Annotated in this window: 19 protein-coding genes; 11 read left to right on the forward strand and 8 right to left on the reverse strand. The window is 67.0% G+C overall.

From position 1 onward, the window contains the following. Positions 1 to 64: 64 nt before the first annotated feature. Positions 65 to 3508, forward strand: coding sequence for a methylmalonyl-CoA mutase family protein (locus tag MNR01_RS00260; protein ID WP_241919009.1), 3444 nt, complete (start codon positions 65 to 67; stop codon positions 3506 to 3508). A 97-nt stretch (positions 3509 to 3605) separates the two neighbouring features. Continuing rightward, positions 3606 to 4433 carry a restriction endonuclease gene (locus MNR01_RS00265; protein WP_241919010.1) on the forward strand — a complete coding sequence of 276 codons (828 nt, stop codon included), beginning with the start codon at positions 3606 to 3608 and terminating at the stop codon, positions 4431 to 4433. Positions 4434 to 4473: 40 nt separating this feature from the next. Here MNR01_RS00265 and MNR01_RS00270 read toward each other — a convergent pair whose 3' ends face one another. Both MNR01_RS00270 and MNR01_RS00275 read right to left on the reverse strand, forming a co-directional pair. After that, positions 4474 to 4668 carry a hypothetical protein gene (locus tag MNR01_RS00270; protein ID WP_241919011.1) on the reverse strand — a complete coding sequence of 65 codons (195 nt, stop codon included), beginning with the start codon at positions 4666 to 4668 and terminating at the stop codon, positions 4474 to 4476. A 191-nt stretch (positions 4669 to 4859) separates the two neighbouring features. Then, the gene (locus MNR01_RS00275) at positions 4860 to 5654 is read right to left on the reverse strand and encodes an OmpA family protein (RefSeq protein ID WP_241919012.1); all 795 of its coding nucleotides are present in this window, start codon (positions 5652 to 5654) and stop codon (positions 4860 to 4862) included. A 290-nt stretch (positions 5655 to 5944) separates the two neighbouring features. Between MNR01_RS00275 and MNR01_RS00280 the strand changes: the two genes are divergently transcribed. The 7 genes from MNR01_RS00280 (at position 5945) to MNR01_RS00310 (ending at position 13953) form a co-directional block, all read left to right on the forward strand. Next, positions 5945 to 6871 carry a M14 family metallocarboxypeptidase gene (locus tag MNR01_RS00280; protein WP_241919013.1) on the forward strand — a complete coding sequence of 309 codons (927 nt, stop codon included), beginning with the start codon at positions 5945 to 5947 and terminating at the stop codon, positions 6869 to 6871. 219 nt (positions 6872 to 7090) lie between these two features. After that, positions 7091 to 8488 (forward strand): hypothetical protein, encoded by a 1398-nt coding sequence (locus MNR01_RS00285; RefSeq protein ID WP_241919014.1) that lies wholly within the window; start codon positions 7091 to 7093, stop codon positions 8486 to 8488. Positions 8489 to 8516: 28 nt separating this feature from the next. Then, complete coding sequence (locus tag MNR01_RS00290; protein ID WP_241919015.1) at positions 8517 to 9293, forward strand: hypothetical protein; 777 nt, start codon at positions 8517 to 8519, stop codon at positions 9291 to 9293. A gap of 110 nt (positions 9294 to 9403) precedes the next feature. Beyond that, positions 9404 to 11920 carry a S9 family peptidase gene (locus tag MNR01_RS00295; RefSeq protein ID WP_241919016.1) on the forward strand — a complete coding sequence of 839 codons (2517 nt, stop codon included), beginning with the start codon at positions 9404 to 9406 and terminating at the stop codon, positions 11918 to 11920. A 68-nt stretch (positions 11921 to 11988) separates the two neighbouring features. After that, the gene (locus tag MNR01_RS00300) at positions 11989 to 12417 is read left to right on the forward strand and encodes a GFA family protein (protein WP_241919017.1); all 429 of its coding nucleotides are present in this window, start codon (positions 11989 to 11991) and stop codon (positions 12415 to 12417) included. A gap of 197 nt (positions 12418 to 12614) precedes the next feature. Then, entirely contained in the window at positions 12615 to 13472 is an 858-nt protein-coding gene (locus MNR01_RS00305; protein ID WP_241919018.1) for a PA4780 family RIO1-like protein kinase, read from the forward strand. 10 nt (positions 13473 to 13482) lie between these two features. Beyond that, the gene (locus MNR01_RS00310; protein ID WP_241919019.1) at positions 13483 to 13953 is read left to right on the forward strand and encodes a DUF1456 family protein; all 471 of its coding nucleotides are present in this window, start codon (positions 13483 to 13485) and stop codon (positions 13951 to 13953) included. A gap of 30 nt (positions 13954 to 13983) precedes the next feature. Here MNR01_RS00310 and MNR01_RS00315 read toward each other — a convergent pair whose 3' ends face one another. Continuing rightward, the gene (locus tag MNR01_RS00315; protein WP_241919020.1) at positions 13984 to 14709 is read right to left on the reverse strand and encodes an rRNA pseudouridine synthase; all 726 of its coding nucleotides are present in this window, start codon (positions 14707 to 14709) and stop codon (positions 13984 to 13986) included. Positions 14710 to 14859: 150 nt separating this feature from the next. Between MNR01_RS00315 and MNR01_RS00320 the strand changes: the two genes are divergently transcribed. Continuing rightward, positions 14860 to 15159: a hypothetical protein gene (locus MNR01_RS00320; RefSeq protein WP_241919021.1), complete on the forward strand. Its 300-nt coding sequence runs from the start codon at positions 14860 to 14862 to the stop codon at positions 15157 to 15159. A gap of 7 nt (positions 15160 to 15166) precedes the next feature. On the opposite strand, the gene MNR01_RS00325 is transcribed toward MNR01_RS00320, so the two are convergent. The 5 genes from MNR01_RS00325 to MNR01_RS00345 all read right to left on the reverse strand — a co-directional run bounded on the left by MNR01_RS00325 (position 15167) and on the right by MNR01_RS00345 (position 19557). Beyond that, on the reverse strand, positions 15167 to 16081 hold the full coding sequence (locus MNR01_RS00325; protein WP_241919022.1) for a hypothetical protein: 915 nt from the start codon (positions 16079 to 16081) through the stop codon (positions 15167 to 15169). 87 nt (positions 16082 to 16168) lie between these two features. Further along, positions 16169 to 16828, reverse strand: a complete 660-nt coding sequence (locus MNR01_RS00330) for a glutathione S-transferase family protein (protein WP_241919023.1) — start codon at positions 16826 to 16828, stop codon at positions 16169 to 16171. 157 nt (positions 16829 to 16985) lie between these two features. Continuing rightward, complete coding sequence (locus tag MNR01_RS00335) at positions 16986 to 17816, reverse strand: methyltransferase, TIGR04325 family (protein ID WP_241919024.1); 831 nt, start codon at positions 17814 to 17816, stop codon at positions 16986 to 16988. 92 nt (positions 17817 to 17908) lie between these two features. Next, positions 17909 to 18964 carry a tetratricopeptide repeat protein gene (locus MNR01_RS00340; protein ID WP_241919025.1) on the reverse strand — a complete coding sequence of 352 codons (1056 nt, stop codon included), beginning with the start codon at positions 18962 to 18964 and terminating at the stop codon, positions 17909 to 17911. Positions 18965 to 19122: 158 nt separating this feature from the next. Beyond that, positions 19123 to 19557, reverse strand: coding sequence for an SET domain-containing protein (locus MNR01_RS00345; protein ID WP_241919026.1), 435 nt, complete (start codon positions 19555 to 19557; stop codon positions 19123 to 19125). A gap of 92 nt (positions 19558 to 19649) precedes the next feature. On the opposite strand from MNR01_RS00345, the gene MNR01_RS00350 reads away from it, so the two are divergent. After that, positions 19650 to 19916: a DksA/TraR family C4-type zinc finger protein gene (locus tag MNR01_RS00350; protein WP_241919027.1), complete on the forward strand. Its 267-nt coding sequence runs from the start codon at positions 19650 to 19652 to the stop codon at positions 19914 to 19916. Positions 19917 to 19924: the final 8 nt, after the last annotated feature.

The raw sequence follows: 19924 nt of genomic DNA on the forward strand, positions 1-19924 counted from the left end.
CGTGGGGGCCTGAATGTCCGACGCGCTACAATCCGCATTCGATCGTTTCCGTATTGAGCGCGTCATGAGCACCCCTGCCAGCCCCCTCCCCGAAACCGCCGTCGAGAGCAGCCCGCTGCGTTTCGTCACCGCCGCCAGCCTGTTCGACGGCCACGACGCCGCCATCAACATCATGCGCAGGCTGATCCAGGGGCAGGGCGCCGAGGTCATCCACCTGGGCCATAACCGCTCGGTCGAGGACGTCGTCCGCGCCGCGCTGCAGGAAGACGCCGACGGCATCGCCCTGTCGTCCTACCAGGGCGGCCACGTCGAATACTTCAAGTACATGGTCGACATGCTCGCCGAGCGTGGCGCCTCGCACATCCGCGTGTTCGGCGGCGGCGGCGGCACTATCACGCCGGAAGAAATCCGCGAGCTGCAGGGCTACGGCGTGGAGCGCATCTACCACCCCAACGACGGCATGCACATGGGCCTGGTGGCGATGATCGAGGACGTGATCCGTCGCGCCAACGATGCCCGCAAGGGCGCCAAGACGCCCGAGCACGCGCCCGACAAGGACGATGAAATCAGCATCGGCCACATGCTCTCGGCGATCGAGGAAGGCCTGCTCGACGAATCCCAGCTCTCGCACCTGCGCAAGCAGTGGCAGCTGGCCGGCGGCAAGACCCCGGTCATCGGCATCACCGGCACCGGCGGCGCCGGCAAGTCGTCGGTGACCGACGAGCTGCTCAACCGTTTCCTCGCCAGCTTCCCCGAGATGCGCATCGCCGTGATCTCGGTCGATCCGACCCGTCGCCGTACCGGTGGCGCGCTGCTGGGCGACCGCATCCGCATGAACTCGCTGCGCTCCAAGCGCGTGTACATGCGCTCGATGGCCACGCGCCGCCAGCACGCGGCGACCAACACCGTGCTCAAGGACTGCATCGGCTTCCTCAAGGGTCTGGGCTACGACCTGGTGATCGTCGAGACCGCCGGCATCGGCCAGTCCGACTCGGAGATCGTCGACCTGGTCGACTTCCCGATGTACGTGATGACCAGCGACTTCGGCGCGCCGAGCCAGCTGGAGAAGATCGACATGCTCGACTTCGCCGAACTCGTCGTGCTCAACAAGTTCGACAAGCGCGGCGCCGAGGATGCCCTGCGCGACGTGCGCAAGCAGTGGAAGCGGAATCGGGTGGCCTTCCAGACCAAGGACGAGGACGTCCCGGTCTACCCGACCATCGCCAGCCAGTTCAACGACCCCGGCATCAGCTGGATGTTCGCCAACCTGTGCCGCCTGCTGCGCGACAAGCTGTCGCTGCCTGCAGACAAGTGGACGCCGCAGATCGACACCTCGCTGAAGGAACCGCGCGCGACCGTGCTGATCCCGGGTGCGCGCGTGCGCTACCTGGCCGAGATCGCCGAACAAGGCCGCGGCATCAACGCGCAGATCGAGACGCAGGCGGAAGTGGCCGATCGCGCGCAGAGCTACTGGCAGTCGCTGCACGACCTGGGTGACGAAAGCCTGCCCAAGGCGCTGGACCTGTTCGCCGCCGAGGCCCTCACCGACGGTGGCGACAAGACCCTGCTGACGCTGCGCCAGCGCTACAACGACGCCGTCCAGACCCTCACCTCCGACGCCCTCAAGCTGCTGCGCGGCTGGCCGGCGCGCCTGAAGTCGATCACCGACGAGGTCAACGAGTACCAGGTCCGCGACAAGACCATCCGCGTCGAGAACTACCGCGAGTCGCTCAGCCACCAGAAGATCCCGAAGATCGCCGCGCCCACGTACAAGAGCTGGGGCGAGCTGCTGACCTTCCTGCAGAAGGAGAACCTGCCGGGCTACTACCCCTACACCGGCGGCGTCTACCCGTACCGCCGCACCGGCGAAGACCCGATCCGCATGTTCGCCGGTGAAGGCACGCCCGAGCGCACCAACCGCCGCTTCCACTACCTGTCGGTCGGCCAGCCGGCCGCGCGCCTGTCCACCGCCTTCGACAGCGTCACGCTGTACGGCGAAGACCCGGCCGTGCGCCCGGACATCTACGGCAAGATCGGCAACTCCGGCGTCAACATCGCCACCCTGGACGACATGAAGAAGCTGTACTCCGGCTTCGACCTGTGCGCGCCCAGCACCTCGGTGTCGATGACGATCAACGGCCCGGCGCCGATCATCCTAGCGATGTTCATGAACACCGCCATCGACCAGCAGGTCGAGAAGTACCTGCGCGCCGACCAGGCGCGCTGGGACGAAGCGCACGACAAGATCGAGGCGATGTTCGAAGGGCGCCAGCGCCCGACCTACAGCGGCATGCTGCCGGAGACCAACGACGGCCTCGGCCTGGGCCTGCTGGGTGTCACCGGCGACCAGGTCGTCGACGCCGAGACCTACGAGAAGATCAAGGCGCACACCCTGGCGACCGTGCGCGGCACCGTCCAGGCCGACATCCTCAAGGAAGACCAGGCGCAGAACACCTGCATCTTCAGCACCGAGTTCGCCCTGCGCATGATGGGCGACATCCAGCAGTTCTTCGTCGACCGCAGCGTTCGCAACTTCTACTCGGTGTCGATCTCCGGCTACCACATCGCCGAGGCCGGCGCGAACCCGATCAGCCAGCTCGCCTTCACCCTGAGCAACGGCTTCACGATCGTCGAGTACTACCTCGCGCGCGGCATGAAGATCGACGACTTCGCGCCGAACCTGTCGTTCTTCTTCTCCAACGGCATGGACCCGGAATACACCGTCATCGGCCGCGTCGCCCGTCGCATCTGGGCACGCGCGATGCGCGAGCGCTACGGCGCCAGCAGCCGCAGCCAGATGATGAAGTACCACATCCAGACCAGCGGCCGCTCCCTGCACGCGCAGGAGATCCAGTTCAACGACATCCGCACCACGCTGCAGGCGCTGTATGCGCTGTTCGACAACTGCAACAGCCTGCACACCAACGCCTACGACGAAGCGATCACCACGCCGACCGAGGAAAGCGTGCGCCGCGCCGTGGCGATCCAGATGATCATCAACAAGGAACTGGGCCTCAACTTCAACGAGAACCCCTGGCAGGGCAGCTTCATCGTCGACAAGCTCACCGACATCGTCGAGGAAGCCGTCTACAAGGAGTTCGAGGCGATCAGCGAGCGCGGCGGCGTGCTCGGCGCGATGGACACCATGTACCAGCGCGGCAAGATCCAGGAAGAGAGTCTGTACTACGAGCACAAGAAGCACGACGGTTCACTGCCGCTGATCGGCGTGAACACCTTCCTGCCGAAGGACCACGGCGGCGACATCGTCACCGAGATCGAGCTGATCCGCAGCACGGAAGGCGAGAAGGGGCAGCAGATCCAGAACGTGGCCGGGTACCAGGGCAACCGGAACGGCTATGCGGCTGAGGGGCTCAAGTCGCTACAGGCAACGGCGCGGGAGCGGCGGAATGTGTTTGCCAGCCTGATGGAGGCGGTCAAGACGCATAGCTTGGGGCAGATTAGTCATGCGCTTTATGACGTGGGCGGGGAATATCGTCGCAACATGTGATTGAGAGAAGGCCCGCGAAAGCGGGCCTTCTTCTCTTCTCCGGAACATGACAGATAGACGGTCGCATGGTGGATATAACCGCGACCCGGGGACTGGAATGAAAGGACTCAAGCCTGTAACTCGCCGCCATGACGACGCGCTTGCGCGCGTCAGTTGGGATCAGTTCGAAGTCCTCGTTGCTGGCTACTATCGAAGTCAGGGGTACCAGGTCGAGCACGTGGGGACTGGAGGGACAGGACGGGATTCGGATGGTGGAATCGACCTGAAGCTCAGGCGCGACGACGGCTGCATCCTCGTCCAATGCAAGCGCTGGACGGCGATGAAGGTTCCGCACAACGCGGTGCACGAGTTGCTGGGGATCATGGTCAATCAGGGCGCGACCGGCGCCATTCTTATCACCAGTGGCGAGTTCACGAAGGCTGCGATCGAGGCAGCGTCGCGGCAGCGGAACTTCAAGCTGATCGACGGCCATGAGCTTCGCGTCATGCTCGGGCCGGTGCCGGACTCGGCGCTGGACTCATTGGCGCGGTTGCGCGGCCCTGCGACGAAACTGGCAGGCAAGGCCATGTCGGATTTGGGGCTGGCCGTGGTTGCCAAACTGGTGTTGTTCGGACTGTTTCTGATTCTACTGATTCTGGTGGCTCAGCACATGCAGAGCGTCATCCGTTCACTGTCGCCATCCGTGGCTCCTCGCCCGACGACGGAGACGCCAGTATCAGCGCAACCTTCTCCGGCAACTTCGCCTGCGGTGCCGGCCACCTTGGATACGTGTCACGAAGTGATCGACAAGCCCTCCGGCACGTATATCGATCATTGTGCCAGTGGCAAGCAGATCGTGCAGCCGACGCCTGAGCGGCTTCGTGAGCAGCGGCGCAGGGCGGATGAGGCAATCAAGGTCATCGCGGAGAGTACTCCGGAGCTTTGAGGCCATTGCTCCGACGGCCCTCACCCCAACCCCTCTCCCGCTAGCGGATTCTGAATTCACCAGGTGTCTGGTTGCTGTCCTTCTCTCTGGTGGCTCGCTGGATCACAAAGGTTGCAAGTCCGGCGACCGTTGCGAGAGCCCATTTCCGCCATTCTGGCGCGACGAAGTTCTGGATGGGGAGCGAGGCGAGCAGGACGATGGCGCCGATCAACGTGGCTTGAACGAGTCGTTTCATCCGAACGGACGCTAGCGATGCGCGCAGCGCAGCTCCATAGGAAACGCCTCAGGGGATGCGGGAATCTCCAGTGACGCGCAAGAAAAAACCGCCCGCTTTTGGGCGGGCGGTTCCTCGGGTCATGTAGTGCGGGTTTCAGATCGCCTGGATGGCGCTGATCCCGGGTGCGCGTTGCTTACCCGGGCTACGGGTTACTTCGCGCCTTCTTGTTGGCCTTTGTCGACCACGAGCTTCACTACTACCTTGCGGGCGTTGGCGTTGCTGCCTGAACCGGCGTCGGCGGCGACGCCCATGCCGTCCGGGGCGCGGACGCGGCCCGGCATCAGGCCGGCCTGCTGTTGCAGGTAGTTCGACACGGCGGCGCCGCGCATCGTGCTCAGGCGCTGGTTGGCGGCGGCGTCGCCGGTGGAGTCGGTGAAGCCCTGCAGGACGACCTGGTAGTTCTTGGTCTCCTTGGCCTTGGCGGCCAGGGCGTCGAGGTCGGACTTGCCCTTCGCCGAGATCTGCGTGCTGCCGGAGGCAAACAGCACCTCGGTGGTGGCAAGGGCTTCGTACGTGCCGAAGTCATCCATGCGTGCGGCGTTCGCGGCGGCCACTGCGCTGGTCGGTGCCACCCCGGCCTGGACCTGCTGCGCGGTCTTGAAGTCTTCCGACTTGAACGAGATCTCGGTGGCGTTGAAGCCGCTGCCGGCGGCGACCACGTCGGCGCTGATCGGCAGGCCCGGGATAAGCGCGCCGGGTTCGACCTTGGAATGAATCACGCCGGTCAGGCCCTTGGTCTTCTTCAGCTTGGTGTCGGCCGAGACGTTGATGGTCTGCACGGCGTTGTTGCCGTCCTTGACGGTCAGCGTATTGCCGTCGACGCCGGTGATCAGGCCCTTGATCTTGCTCTTGTCGCCGTCGGCGGCGAACGCCGAGGTGGCGGCAAGGATGGTCACCAGGGCGGTGACGAGCATCAGCGGCTTGTGAGGCTTGTTGGTATTCATGGTCATTCCCTTTGGGTTGGAAGTACGTCTGACGCCTAATCACCATCCTTGCCTTGCGTGGTGCCGCCGGTTCCTCAGGGTCAGCGTCCGTGACCCAAGCGGGCCGACTGCCTTGGGTGCGCGGACGCGGCAATCGGGGGCGGCGCGCCATTAACTCCCTTGCGGGATAAAGGGGGTGTGAGGCGTGAGGCGGGGAGGGGGATGGGGGAGGGGAGCGCGGTGATGCGTGGGCGCGTGTCGGAGCGGTGTTAAAGTTGCGGCCCCTTTTGGTGACCCCAGCGAGCCCGCGCATGACTGTCCAGGCCTTCTATCCCATCGGCATTCCCGGGCAACCCTGGGGCGAGGCGGAGCAGGGTGAATGGCTGTCGCGACAGGTGCGCCATCGCAGCTTCGACGCTGAAGTGCGCGGCAAGATCGAGGGCCTGGGCTCGCGCTTCGACGTGGTGCAATACGGCGAGCTGAACTACGGCGCCGACAGCTACCCGCTGCTGGCCATCCGCAGCCGAGACTGGAACGAGGCGCTGCCGACGGCGCTGGTCACCGGTGGCGTCCACGGCTACGAGACCAGCGGCGTGCACGGTGCACTGGAGTTCGTCGATCTGCATGCCGCCGGTTACGCGGGCAAGGTCAATCTGCTGGTCGCGCCGTGCATCAGCCCCTGGGCCTACGAGCGCATCCACCGCTGGAACGCCAACGCGATCGATCCGAACCGCTCGTTCCGCGACGACAGCCCGGCCCATGAATCGGCCGCGCTGATGCAGCTGGTGGCCCCGGTGCGCGACAGCGTGCTGGTGCATATCGACCTGCACGAAACCACCGACAGCGACGAGTCCGAATTCCGTCCGGCCCTGGCGGCGCGCGACGGCAAGCCGTTCGAGCCGGGCGAGATCCCGGATGGCTTCTACCTGGTCGACGACAGCGAGGACCCGCAGCCGGGGTTCCAGCAGGCGGTGATCGCGGCGGTGGAGAAGGTCACGCATATCGCCCCGGCCGACGACAAGGGCGAGATCATCGGTTCCACCGTGGTCGCGCACGGCGTCATCGAGTACGCGCTGCGCAAGCTCGGCCTGTGCGCGGGCATCACCAACGCGCGCTACAAGACCACCACCGAGGTCTACCCGGACAGCCCGCGTGCCACGCCCGAGCAGTGCAATGCCGCGCAGGCGGCCGCGGTGTGCGCGGCGATCGACTACGCACTGGCGCATCCGGCGGGCTGAGCGACCGACACGCCCCGGTGGAGGGGCGTCGAAACTGTGCACGGCCCGGCTGACATCCCCCGTCAGGTGCGCTAGCGTTGTCACCAGGGGGAACACATGACACGGATTCGTACTGCTTTCGCAGGGATCGCGCTTGGGAGCGCGGTCCTGGTTGCCACCGTCCCGGTTCACGCGGCCAATCCGGCGCCAACGAAGCCGCCGCCGGAACTGGCGCAATACATGGCTGACGCCCGCAAGGCCGACGCCATCGACAACGATGAAGCGCGCTGCAAGGCGTATCCGGACTTGCCAGGCAATCTGTGGCGGCCCGGCGCCGCGCAGGGGCGCTGCACGATCCTGCGTGCGCCGGCCTGGTCGCTCGACGAGATCGACAGCTTGCTTGCCACGCCCGAAGGCGTCGCGGAGCTGGAACGCGGCTTTGCGGCGTTGCTCGATGGCCATTACAACGACCAGTCGCAGCGCGAGCAGATCTTCATTTCGTTGAACGTGTTCGATGGCAGCGCCCGCGCCGGCGAGGTCTCGCAGCGCTGGTTGAAGCTGGCACCCAAGAGCGCCTTCGCCCTCACCGCCGCCGGCATACACCTGGGCACCTCGGGCTGGAACGCGCGTGGCGGGGCCTACATCGGCAAGACGTCGAAGGACAAGGTCCAGCGCATGGGCGAGTTCTTCGCCCAGGCCGTGCCGCTGTACGTGAAGGCGCTGGAGATCGAGCCGCGCTTGAGCGTGGCCTGCTACAAGCTCAACGGCATCGGCCGCAGCAGTTCCAGCCAGCTCGAGCAGTACGCACGCGCGCACTGCATGAAGGTCGATCCGGACTCCTATTACCTGGCCTGGGAATGGATCACCTCGGCCGAGCCGCGCTGGGGCGGTTCGGAAGACGCGCTGCGCAGTGCCGTGGCCTATGCGGCTGCACGTACCGACCGCAATCCCATCCTCGGCGCGCTGCTCGGCGAAGGTGCCGGTGATCGTCCCTCGATGGCCGACAATTACGGCAGCGTGGTCGACGAGCTGGCCGCAGCCGCGCGCATGGGCCCCAGCGCAGGCCTGACCTCGATGGCCGGGGCCGGCTACTGGAACAAGGGCGATCCGTGGCAGGCGGTGGTCTTTTACTCGCAGGCCACGCGCTTCCAGCCGAGCGACGCGGACTACCGGTATGCACGCGCGGCCGTGCTTTACGACTACCTGCACGATTACGCCTGGGCACGCGCGGACATGCTCGAAGCGGTCGCGCTGGAGCCGGACAATCCCAAGTTCAACTACCTGCTCGGACTGACGACCGAACGCGAGATCGGACAGAAGGAAGCCAGGCCGTACTACAAGCGGGCGATGAGCGGGGACTGGCGCCAGCGTGCCTTGCTGCGCCATTGCCAGACCTATTTCGTTCCGCAGATCCAGCAAGAGGCGCAGAGCTGCTCGCTTGGATTGGTGGACGAATTCCCGCAGTCGGGCGACGCCTGGCAGGTTCGCGCGTGGGCACTCGTCATGGTCGACGACCCGGCGGCATCGGAGGCAATCAAGCGCTTCGAAGCGGTGGCCACCACGGACGACCACCGGCACGACCTGGCGGAACTGAAGTCGCGTTTGCGCCGCGACGGCGCGCCCAAGACGGGCAAGTAGAGCGGCACCGGCACACAGGAACCACGGAATGCATTTGATCGGAAGACGGCTGGCATGGATTGCGGGGCTGGCGTTCGCCACCGCCACTGTTGCGGCATCAATCGCGATGGCCAATGGCGACAGCGCGCCACGGCGGGGGGCATTGACCTCGGCCGACCAGCTGCTGCTGGCGCCTGACGGCAAGGTCGGCGACGAGACGTTCGGCCAGCTGACCGCGCGCTGGTGGCAATGGGCCGAGTACGTGCCGGTGGCCCCGTTCCTGGATCCAGACGGTCGCTATTGCGAGATCGGGCAGGAAGGCCCGGTCTGGTTCCTGGCCGGCACCAATGGCAAGTTCAACGCGCACCGCGAATGCGTCGTGCCGGCCGGTCGCTACCTGCTGGTGCCGATCATCAACATGCGCCACAGCAGTTTCGATGAGGACCTGCCGTTGCCGTGCGTGGTGCTGCAGGGGGCCGCGGCGGTGAACAACGAGCGCCTCGGCAGCGCCGTCGCGTTGATCGACGGCGTTCGCGTCACCGACGTCACGCACTACCGGGTGCGCAGCGACGGCTGCTTCCCGCTGCAACCGGGCAACGACAAGACGGGCCTGACCGCCGCCGATGGGTACTGGCTGTTGATCAAGCCGCTGCCGACCGGCCGCCACACGCTCACGATCGGCGCCAACTACGCCAGCGACGACGAAGGCTACGGAAAGATGGTGCAGAACTTCGAGTATGTGCTGCACGTCGGCGGCAGGGCGGATCTGGCGGTGCGCGGCGGTGCCGCGCCTGGCAGGGACGAGATGCCTGCAGGGGCACCGTGAGCGAGCAGGGGACGGGCCCCCGGGTCCGGAGCAATGACAACAACAGGGGATGTCGCATGCAGCAGAGCATGTGCAGCGGGAACCGCGGCGGGCTGATGCGGAAATGGTGGGTGCTGCTCGCCCTTGCACTGTCGCTGCTGGCGCTGGACTGCGCCGCCGCCATGCGCAGGATCGATCCCGGCAAGGATCCCAAGCTGGCGCCGGACGAAGGCCTGGTGGTGCTGTCGGTTGACGCCAGCGTCGCGATCATCTCCGCCGTGCGCGTGGCCGATACCGACCGCACCGCGCAGGTGATCAACAACCTCAACGAGGGCCGCAACGTCGGCCTGTATGCGGCCAAGGCCGGCGAGTACCGCTGGTCGGAAGTCGACATGACCACCTTGCGGGGCCGCCTGCGCTACACGCTGACGTCCGAGGATTACCGCTTCAAGGTCACGGCCGGAAAGATCGTCTATCCCGGCGACCTGATCCTGCGCCCGACCAGCTGGACGTCGATGCGGTTCCATGCCGCCAACCGTTCGCTGCCGGTGATCGACTGGCTCGAGACCGCGCATCCGAAGGTGTACCCGGCCGTGCCGTTCGAATACACCGGCCGGTACCCGGATCCTTTCCCGGCGTTCTATCGCAAGGCGCGTGCATCGAACACGACGCCGGCCGCCAGGCTCAACGACGGTCGCGAGGCGCCAGAACCCATCGCGGTTCCGCTGCCAGCCAAGGTGATGTGGCGGCCCGACCGCATCGAGGCCGTGGCCATCAACGGCGCCGGCGACCTGATGGCCGAGACCGTGCTCGACAACAACGGCAACTGGGGCGTCGACCTGATCGACCTGGTCACAGGCGACGTCCAGCGCCTGGTGACGTCAGCCTATTCCGCCGACGAGCTGATGTGGAAGGACAGCCGCACACTCATCGCTGCAACCGGCGATGACGACAAGTCCTATACCTTGTTCCGCATCGGCGCTGCCAACAACGGCAAGCGCAGCATCACGCGCCTGCCGATCTCCGGCACCGGCCGCATCGTCGACCTGCTGCCGGACGTGACCAACCATATCCTGTTCGAAGGCTTCGACAGCCGCGGTGACCTGGTCGTGCACCGGGTCGAGCTGGTGGGCAACCGGGAGATCTCGGGCTTCCAGACCGCAAAGAGCCGCGACCGCCTCAACGTCGGCGTCACCAAGGACGTGTCCTGGTATACCGACGGGCGCGGGCAGCTGCGCGCGGCGGTGGTGGTTCGCGACGAGGTTGCCGCGCTGGTGTACGGACGCGATGGCGTCTACGAGGAAGTGCTTCGCTGGGAGGGCGAAGGCGGCTTCCGCCCGGTCGGCCTGTCCTACGATGGCAACACCATCTATGGCTATACCGATGACGACCGTGGCCAGCGCGATCTGGTTGCGTTCGACCCGGTCAGCCGAAAGGTTTCGCGCACGGTGTTCAGCAAGCCCGGCGTTGACCTGTCGGGCGTGGTCTTCAACGAGCGTCGCGAGCCCGTGGCCGCGCGCTATTACCAGTCCGGCCGGCTGGTCACCGAGTACTTCGACGAAACCAACCGCAACCTCGACCGGACCCTGCAGGCTGCGTTTCCCGGGCGCATGGTCGCGGTGCTCGACCGCAGCCGCGACGACAAGCAGCTGATCCTGTGGGTGAGCGCCAGCGACCATCCGCCGGAGCTCTATCACCTGGACATGGTGCGCAAGCAGGCCGCGCTGCTGGAGGCCGTTGCGCCGTGGTTGTCCGACATGAAGTTCTCGCCGGCCTACGTGATGAACGTCAAGAGCAGCGACGGCCTGTCGATCGAAGCGTTCCTGACGTTGCCGCCCGGTACCGACAAGCGCCCGCTGGTGGTGTTTCCGCACGGCGGCCCGATCGGCGTCAGCGACCGGCTCACCTTCGATCGCGACGTGCAGTTCCTTGCCGCGCAGGGCTATGCCGTGCTGCAGGTGAACTACCGTGGCTCGGACGGTTACGGCAAGGCCTTCCGCGAGGCCGGCCACCGCAACTACGGCCGTCTGATCGAAGACGACATCGATGCCGCGGTGCGGTCCGCGCTGGCCGCGTATCCGCTCGACGAATCGCGAATGTGCACGCTGGGCGCCAGCTACGGCGGCTACTCGGCGCTGGTGTCGGCGGTGCGCTGGCCGGGCCGCTTCCGCTGCGCGGTGTCGCTGTCGGGCCTGAGCGATCGCACGCTGTTCTTCACCGCCAGCGACGCTGCGCGTTCGGCACAGGTGCGGCCGCTGATGGAGCGCGTCATGGGCGACCCGCGCACGGACATGGCCGAGATGCAGGCCACCTCGCCGCTGTACCACGTCGACTCGCTGAAGCTGCCGGTGATGCTGGTGCACGGGCGCGAAGACGTCCGCGTCGACTTCGAGCACACCCGGCGCCTGGTGCGCATGCTCAACCTGCAGGGCCAGCCGCCGGTGCTGCTCGCGCTGCCCGACATGGGGCACGGCTTCTCCGACGCGGCCGAAGCCGATCTTGGCTGGACGAGCATCGCCGGCTTCCTGCAGCAGCACCTGGGCACCACGCCTGCGATCACGGAAGCCGAGGCGAAAGCGAAGGCGGCAACGCCGGTGGTCGCAGCGCCGGCCGCTGCGGCGTGCGGGCAGGGCGGCGGCAAGAAGTAGCGGCCCCCTGTCCGCGCCGGCCCGTGCACCGCGTTGGCGAGGGTGTGCGGGCACCGGCCGGAGGCGAAATGAGCGACACATACAGCGGCAGCTGCTTTTGCGGTGCCGTCGGCATCGAGGTGAGCGGGGCGCCGGAGGCGATGGGCTACTGCCATTGCGCGTCCTGCCGCAGCTGGTCGGCGGGCCCGGTCAACGCCTTCACCCTGTGGAAACCGGCCAACGTCAAAGTCACCCGCGGCGCCGAGCTGATCGGCCACTACGCCAAGACGCCGGCCAGCGACCGCCAGTTCTGCAGCCGTTGCGGCGGCCACCTGATGACCCACCACCCGCCGTTCGACCTGACCGACGTCTACGCCGCGACCCTCCCGTCCCTGGCCTTCGCACCGGCCGTGCACGTGAACTACGCCGAGACCGTGCTGCGGATGAAGGACGGGCTGCCGAAGCTGAAGGACTTCCCCGCCGACCTCGGCGGCTCCGGCGAGATGTTGCCGGAATAGGACCCCGGGACGGGGTCCGGAGCCATTGCTGGCGCGGTACAGCCGCGGGCCGCGCGCCCGGGCGGTGCCCCGGGGCACCGGCATGAATGAACGCGCCAGGGCGCAGATGGCCCTGGAGCGGGTCCTGGGCGGCCGGCCATGCGAGAATGCCGCCCCATTCGCGCCGCCGCCCGCCTTGCGGCCACTTTCCGGATTCCATGAAGACCCCTACCGCGCTGCAGGCGCTGATTGACGACGGCGTCATCGACGAGGTTCTGCGTCCGCTCAAGAGCGGCAAGGAAGCGGCGGTGTTCGTGGTCCGCAGTGGCGACGACGTCCGCTGCGCGAAGGTCTACAAGGACATGGCGCAGCGCAGCTTCCAGCAGCGCGTGCAGTACCAGGAAGGGCGCAAGGTCCGTGGCAGCCGCGAGGCGCGCGCGATCGGCAAGGCCAGCAAGTACGGCCGCAAGCAGCAGGAAACGGCCTGGAAGAACACCGAAGTCGACGCGCTGTACCAGCTGCGCGAGGCCGGCGTGCGCGTGCCCGAGCCGCACGGCTACTTCCATGGCGTGCTGGTGATGGAGCTGGTCACCGATGCCGAAGGCTTCTCGGCACCGCGCCTGGGCGAGGTCGAACTGGGCCCGGAGCAGGCGCGCGAATTCCACGCGATCCTGGTACGCCAGGTCGTGTTGATGCTGTGCTGCGGCCTGATCCACGGCGATCTGTCGCCCTACAACGTCCTGGTCGGCCCGGACGGTCCGGTGGTGATCGACTTCCCGCAGGTGGTCAGCGCCGCGGGCAACAATGCCGCCCGGCAGATGCTGCTGCGCGACGTCAACAACCTCACCGCCTACCTGGGGCGCTGGGCGCCGGAACTGTTCGACACCTGGTACGGCGAGGAAATGTGGGCGCTGTTCGAGGCCGGTGACCTGCAGACCGACACCGAGCTCACTGGCAAGTTCAAGCATGACGAGCGCCGCGTCGACCTCGACAGCGTCCGCGACGCGATCAACGAGGCCCGTGACGAGGCGCTGATCCGCCAGCAGGGCCGCGAAGCAGCGGCGCTGGCCGACTGAGGGCACGAGAATGATCAACAACGACGTACTGCGCAGCATCCGCTACATGCTCGACCTGAGCGACATCAAGGTCGTGGAGATCACCAAGCTGGCCGATCCGGATTTCCCGATCGAGAAGGCCGACGTGCTGGCGTTCCTGCGCCGCGAGGACGATCCGGAGTACGTGGAGTGCAGCAGCCGCGTGCTCGCCCATTTCCTCGATGGCCTGGTGATCCATCTGCGCGGTCGTGACGAGAGCTTGCCGCCGCGCCCGGTCGAGAAACGGGTGACCAACAACGTGGTGCTGAAGAAGCTTCGCGTGGCCTTCGAGATGAAGGACACCGACATGCACGAGACGTTCGCCGCGGCCGGATTCCCGGTGTCAAAGCCGGAGCTGACGGCGCTGTTCCGGCAGAGCTCGCACAAGAACTTCCGCCTGTGCGGCGACCAGATGCTGCGCAACTTCCTGAAGGGGTTGACGCTGCGCGTGCGCGGCGGCTGAGTCTATTGGTGGGCGCCTAGGGCCCGGCGCCTAGAACCGCTCGCCCGCCGGCAGATAGCGCCACGTCCCCACCGGCATCTTCGCCAGCGGAATCTTGCCGATCCGCAGGCGGCGGATCGCCACGACGTCCAGCCCCACCTGCGCGCACATGTCCTGAAGTTGCCCGGGGCGCACGGCCTTGATGGCGAAGCGCAGGCGGATCTCGTTCTGCCAGCTCACCTTGCACGGCGCCAGCTCGCGGCCCTGGTAACGCAGGCCGCCGTTGTTGAGGCGATGCAGTCCGTACGGCGCCATCTCGCCGGAAATCTCGACGACGTATTCGTGTTCGATCTGATCGGCGTCCTCGCTCAGGCGGCGCCAGACGCGGCCGTCCTGGGTCAGCACCATCAGTCCGCTGGCGTCGCGATCGAGTTCCACCAGCGGCGTCAGCCGGACGAAGTGCCGCTGCAGCAGGCACACTCCGCTGGGATCGTCCGCCCAGCGGGTCTCGGGCCTGACCAGGCCTGCGGCCTCGGTGCGGCCGCTGATCGCGTCGATGCCAACCGGCTTGTGGAACAGGATCGTGGCCGGCTGCGGCGCCTCCAGCACGGCATCCGGGTCCAGCTCGACGCGTTCGTCCGACACCATGTGCTGCGGCGATTCGACCGCCACGCCGTTGACCAGGACCCAGCCGCCCTCGATGTAGCTCTCGGCGTCGGCGCGGGAGCAGCCGACCAGTTCTGCGACGCGGCGGGATAGACGGACGGGTTCGGACACGGGACTGCCAGACGGGACGGGGTGCGTAGTGTAGGGACTAACCCGCCGGGCCGGGTTCACACCCGTCGCCGGGGACCGTTCATGCAGTGCACGCAGGGATCACGCCGGCCTTTCAAGACTGGGTGTTCACCCGGATTTGGGAGTGTGCCGATGGAGCCCAGTGCCGTTGCCAATGCCGCCTACTCGGCCAATGCGTTCCTGTGGATGTGCGTGTTCATATTCGCCCTGATCCTGTCGGTGCTGTGGATCCTGGTGCCGTTCGCGGTGTTCGGCATCAAGGGGCTGCTGCGCCGCATCGCGCGCAGCCTGGAGGTGATCGAGCAGCAGAACGTCGACCTGCTCGCGCAGTACAGGCAATTGCCGCGGGCGGAGGAAAGAGTGGTGTACCGCGATGTCGCGCCCGACGGCACCGTCGTCGTCAGGGAGGAACGCACGCTGCGGCCGGACTGACCGGACTTCAGAAGAACTCGATGCCGGGCCGCAGCAACAGCTGGAAAGCAAGCAGCAGCGTGACCACGGCCAGCAACAGGTACCGCGATGAACCCGCGCCTGTTCCGCGGGCGTCGACATCGCGCAGTCGCCATGCGCCGGCCTGCATCCACGCCACGCACGCCCAGGCCACCAGCACCGGCAGCAGCACGACCTCGAGGGCTTCGCGCGGCACGCGGAACGGAATCACCAGCACCGTGCCCACGATCGCCGGCAGCGTCTCCACCTGCCACATGAAGCGCGTGCGTGCCCGCGGCGTGGCGATCCGCGCCGGGTCGTCGGCGATGGCGAGCATCGCCCGCGCGAGCGACGTCGCCGCCAGTGGCATCACGGCGAGTGCGGCGAGCGCGGCAACGGTCTTCGCCGTCGTGCCAAGTTGCAGATAGTCCATCGCCATGCCGACATCGCTGCCGGAACTGAGCGCACCGATGACGACCTGCGGCAACGCCATGAAAAGCCCGCAGCAGGCCATCCAGATCAGGAACAGGCGCACCTGCGTGCCACGCGCGCGACGCAGCAGGGCGATGCAGGCCAGCGCGGCGATCACCGTCGCCAGCGCACCGGTGCCCTGGAACAGGCTGGCCAGCGCGTGCTCACCGTCCCACTTGTGGTTGTTGTGGAACAGCGTCGGGCGCAGGCCCGGTGTCAGCGCCTTGGGCAGCACCAGGAACAGTTCCTGGATGAAGAACGTCAGGTTGAAGGCCAGGGTGTAAAGCAGCGCCGAGCTGAGGGTCAGGGCCTTGTCCCAGGCAGGCAGGGTGGGCACGTTGGGCACGGGCACGGGCCCGGCCTGCGTGCCCTGCGACCGGACCAGGCCGGTGAGGGCGAGCAGGGCCGGTCCGGCCACGAGCACGATGGCGACTGCAGTTGCGATGACGACCATGCCTGTCCCTGGAGTTGGCGAATGTCGCGGATCATCGCAGCACGGTCCCGCAGTCGCCAGCGCGCGATCAGTCTCGATCAGTAGCGGTCAGTCGCGGTCCGGCGCCCCCAGCGGAAAGAACGATCGATACGGACGCGCCTCGTCCACGGCGCGTGCGAAGGACGGGCGCGCGAGCAGTCGGCGACGGTATGCATGCACGGTGGCGAATTCTGCGCCGATCGCGTGGGTCCAGTCGGCATAGAAAAGGAACGGCGCCGCAGCGCAGTCGGCCAGGCTGAAATCGTCGCCTGCCGCCCATTGCCGGCCCTGCAGCTTCTTTTCCAGCCAGGCGTAGGAGGTTTCGAGCATGGCGCGTGCTTCTGCAACGCCATACGGATCGCGATCCTGCGGCGCGCGGATCGCGTCGAAAACCATCTTCTGCTGTGGCGTGGAGATGTAGTTGTCGAAGAAGCGGTCCATCAGGCGCACTTCGAGAGCGGCGCGGGGATCGTCGGGAACCAGCTGGACCGGGCCGGGGTGGTAGAGCGCCAGGTATTCGATGATGCAGCTGGCTTCGATGACGGCGCGGCCGTCGTCGACCAGCACCGGGAAGCGGCGCATCGGCCACAGTTCGGTGAGTTCGCGCATCGCCGGGCCGTCGGGGTCGTCGAGCATGCGGAACTCGAACGGCGTTGCGTTTTCGTAGAGGGCCGTGAGGACCTTCTGGCAGTACGAAGAGAACGGATGGGCGAAAAGCTGGAGGGGCATCGGTCAGGCTCCATGGGCAGGGTCTGATTGTGCGACGAACGAGCGCGCCGGAAATCGACACTGTGCCGGGCATGGGCCGGGCGCGCTTTGCGCGCGCCATCTGTTCGCTGGGTCTGCCAGCCGGGTAGAGGGAAGCCGGGATCGCTGCCCCTGGCGACTACGCTCGCTTGAAATAGAACCCGCAGTAGTGGTCGAGCGTGTACTTGGGTTCGAACGGCACCTTCAGGTGGCGCTCCTGCGACTGCCACTGGTCGGCGACCACATAGCCCAGCGCCGCCATCGCATCGACCAGCTCCGGCTTGGCCATCACCCGGTACGGCAGCACTGCCTTGCCGATGTTCTGCAGGGTGACGTAACCGTGCTTGGGATGGACCGGGGTCAGGTTCACCAGCACATGCGGCGGCGGGTCTTCCAGGCGGCCGAGCAGCTCGGGCAGGGTGTAGTCGAGGTACTGCAGGGCGCCGCTGCTGATCAGCACGTCGTGGCCGTTGGCGGCATCGGGCATGTCGGCGAAACGAAGCAGGCCGTCGGGGTCGTACTGTTCGGCCCAGGCGCGGCCGGCGTCGACGACGGCCGGCACGTCGTGCACGCACCACTGCAGCGTTTGCGGGTAGGTCAGGTAGCGGCGGAAGCCGTAGTAGCTGACACCGATATGGCCGCCGAGGTCGAAGACGCGGTGCCGCCCTTCGGACAGCAGGCGCGACAGCCAGTGCACCACCGGATAGTCGCTGACGCGGATGCACTCGTGGCGGTCGAGGTACATGCTGCCGGCCGATGGCTGGTCGTAGGTCGTCGGCAGCGCCGGTGCCGCGGCCAGCGCCTGTGCGCGCGAGTCGAACACGCCGTAGTAGGCGTTGCCGTTGCGGTAGGGGCGGCTGAACATCCGCCGGTACAGGGGCTTGGCCAGGGCACGCAGGCCGGGCAGCTCAGCGCTTTCCATGGCGATGCGGCGCAGCTTGTTCGCCACCCAGGTCAGATCGTGCGCCATTGCCTTCCCCAGTGAGCCCCGTTAGATCAGTCAAACGCATTCGCTGCGCAGAAGGGGACGCGCGATCGGGGCCACGTTCGGGGCCGCGATGGCTACGGCTGCAGGCTGTCGAGCTTGGCCCGGTAGGCGGCACGGGTGTCGCCGTCGCTCAGCGCCTGGGCACGGACCAGGGCCTTGGCGGCACGCTTGGTGTCGCCGGCCCCGAGGTAGGCGCGTGCCAGCGCCGAGTAGAAGCGGTGCTCGTCGCCGTACAGGCGGATCGCCTGCCGGTAATGGCGGATCGCCAGCGGATACTCGCCGGCCCGCTCGTGGTTCACGGCCAGCAGGAAGTGGTGGAACGGGTCTTTCTGCTGCAGGCGCGCCAGGCGGCGGCGATAGTCGGCCTCACGCTGGGCGTCGCCATGGCGGTGCGCCAGGCCGGCCATGTTGAACAAGGCGTTGGTGTTGTCCGGATCCAGCGTCAGCGCCTGGTCGTAGGCGCGCTCGGCGGCCTGTGAATTGCCACTGCGCACGGCGATGACGCCGGCGTTGCTCCAGTGGTTGGCGTAGCCGGGATCGAGCTCGGTCGCCAGGGCGAGGTCGCGCTGCGCCTGCACCAGGTCCAACCGCTCCAGTGCCGCGATGCCCAGGTTGTTGTAGAAGTGCGCGATCAGTCGTGCCTGCGTGATCGGCTGCGGCGGATGGCGGGCGATGACGGCATCGCGGGCCACGTCGACGCTGTACATGCGTCCGCCGATGCGCACGCTGGCATTGATGTGGTTGCTGCGATAGAGCGTGCCTTCCTCCTGGTGCCAGGCCAGGGTCTGCTCGATCTCCTGCGGCGTCGCATCGAGGCCGGCCTCGCGCGCCAGTGCCAGGAACAGCAGGGTGAAGGTCAGGCAGTTGGCTTCGCGCGTGGCATAGGCCTGGGAGACGGTCGCGGTCGCGTCTTCCTTGTAGGTCATGCCCAGGCCTTGCTCGCCGAACATGAAATCGACGGTGCGTTCCAGTCGCGCGTGCTGGGAGGGATGGCCGTTCAGGACCTCGTCCTGGTAGCGCGATTGCAGTTCCGCGGGCAGCGCCATGATCTGTGCCGGCGGCGTTGCGTCGGCAGCGGTGGGGGCTGGCGTGGCAAGGGCCAGCGTCGCGGCAATGACCCAGGTGAACATGGCCGGACCCTTCGCGCCGGTTGGCGCCAGATGGGCTGGGGCCAGTTTAGTCCTGCCGTGGCGGGTTGGCGTGAGTGCACAACGTCATGCTCGATTGGGCACATTGGCGGGGGGCGGAACACTCACCGCAGCCGGCGCCCTCACCGCAGCCGGCGCCCTCACCGCAGCCGGCGCCCCTCGTCACTGTCGCGGTACCCCGCCGGCACCGGCTGTGCCAGGTAGTCCATGGTGAACTCGCCCCCGGCCGCCACCGCCTCGCAGGTACGCATCGTTCGCCCGTCGGCGTCGATGGCGACATTGGGCGTGGCGCTATGGTTGATGTAGCCATAGCTGGTGCGGATGCCGCGCACCAACAGCCGGGACGGACCGAGTGCATTCCATTCCAGTGCATCGACGATGCCGGGGAATGCCGCCACGTCCACGACCTGGCCGTCGAGCACGCACAGCACTTCGCCGGCGCCACGCGTGCGGGTTGAGTACAGGCCGCGACCGTGGATCGCGCTGTCGCGGACCACCGCGTCGGTTACCGTCGGCAGGCAGGGCGCGCCGCCGAGCAGCCGCGTGGACAGCAGGTCGATATCGTCGATCGTCATGGGCTCTCCGCAGCGGGGCCTCCGCGGCCGTTTCCAAAAATTCAGGCCGCCGGCGCTATGCTCCCCTCCCTCGATCCACAGGAGACGATCCCATGGCCACTGGTTGGGCAGGCGACGGAGCCGTTCAGGACCAGATCGACGCGACCATCAAGGACGCGATCCAGCGTGCGCGCAGCCAGCTTCCGCAGGGACCGGGCCTGACGCACTGCGAGGAGTGCGGGAAGGAGATACCGGAGGCGCGGCGCAAGGCCGTCCCGGGCGTGCGCCTGTGCGTCGACTGCCAGCAAGCGCACGACGAGGAACAGTCCGCTCACAGTGGCTACAACCGCCGCGGCAGCAAGGACAGCCAGCTGCGCTGAGGTCGCCC

The sequence above is a fragment of the Lysobacter sp. S4-A87 genome (genome assembly GCF_022637455.1).
GTDB lineage: Bacteria > Pseudomonadota > Gammaproteobacteria > Xanthomonadales > Xanthomonadaceae > Lysobacter_J.

Coding starts and splice junctions, on each gene's coding strand:
- MNR01_RS00260 (WP_241919009.1), top strand. CDS start 65: ATGAGCACCCCTGCCAGCCCCCTCCCCGAAACCGCCGTCGAGAGCAGC.
- MNR01_RS00265 (WP_241919010.1), top strand. CDS start 3,606: ATGAAAGGACTCAAGCCTGTAACTCGCCGCCATGACGACGCGCTTGCG.
- MNR01_RS00270 (WP_241919011.1), bottom strand. CDS start 4,668: ATGAAACGACTCGTTCAAGCCACGTTGATCGGCGCCATCGTCCTGCTC.
- MNR01_RS00275 (WP_241919012.1), bottom strand. CDS start 5,654: ATGAATACCAACAAGCCTCACAAGCCGCTGATGCTCGTCACCGCCCTG.
- MNR01_RS00280 (WP_241919013.1), top strand. CDS start 5,945: ATGACTGTCCAGGCCTTCTATCCCATCGGCATTCCCGGGCAACCCTGG.
- MNR01_RS00285 (WP_241919014.1), top strand. CDS start 7,091: ATGGCTGACGCCCGCAAGGCCGACGCCATCGACAACGATGAAGCGCGC.
- MNR01_RS00290 (WP_241919015.1), top strand. CDS start 8,517: ATGCATTTGATCGGAAGACGGCTGGCATGGATTGCGGGGCTGGCGTTC.
- MNR01_RS00300 (WP_241919017.1), top strand. CDS start 11,989: ATGAGCGACACATACAGCGGCAGCTGCTTTTGCGGTGCCGTCGGCATC.
- MNR01_RS00305 (WP_241919018.1), top strand. CDS start 12,615: ATGAAGACCCCTACCGCGCTGCAGGCGCTGATTGACGACGGCGTCATC.
- MNR01_RS00310 (WP_241919019.1), top strand. CDS start 13,483: ATGATCAACAACGACGTACTGCGCAGCATCCGCTACATGCTCGACCTG.
- MNR01_RS00320 (WP_241919021.1), top strand. CDS start 14,860: ATGGAGCCCAGTGCCGTTGCCAATGCCGCCTACTCGGCCAATGCGTTC.
- MNR01_RS00325 (WP_241919022.1), bottom strand. CDS start 16,081: ATGGTCGTCATCGCAACTGCAGTCGCCATCGTGCTCGTGGCCGGACCG.
- MNR01_RS00330 (WP_241919023.1), bottom strand. CDS start 16,828: ATGCCCCTCCAGCTTTTCGCCCATCCGTTCTCTTCGTACTGCCAGAAG.
- MNR01_RS00335 (WP_241919024.1), bottom strand. CDS start 17,816: ATGGCGCACGATCTGACCTGGGTGGCGAACAAGCTGCGCCGCATCGCC.
- MNR01_RS00340 (WP_241919025.1), bottom strand. CDS start 18,964: ATGTTCACCTGGGTCATTGCCGCGACGCTGGCCCTTGCCACGCCAGCC.
- MNR01_RS00345 (WP_241919026.1), bottom strand. CDS start 19,557: ATGACGATCGACGATATCGACCTGCTGTCCACGCGGCTGCTCGGCGGC.
- MNR01_RS00350 (WP_241919027.1), top strand. CDS start 19,650: ATGGCCACTGGTTGGGCAGGCGACGGAGCCGTTCAGGACCAGATCGAC.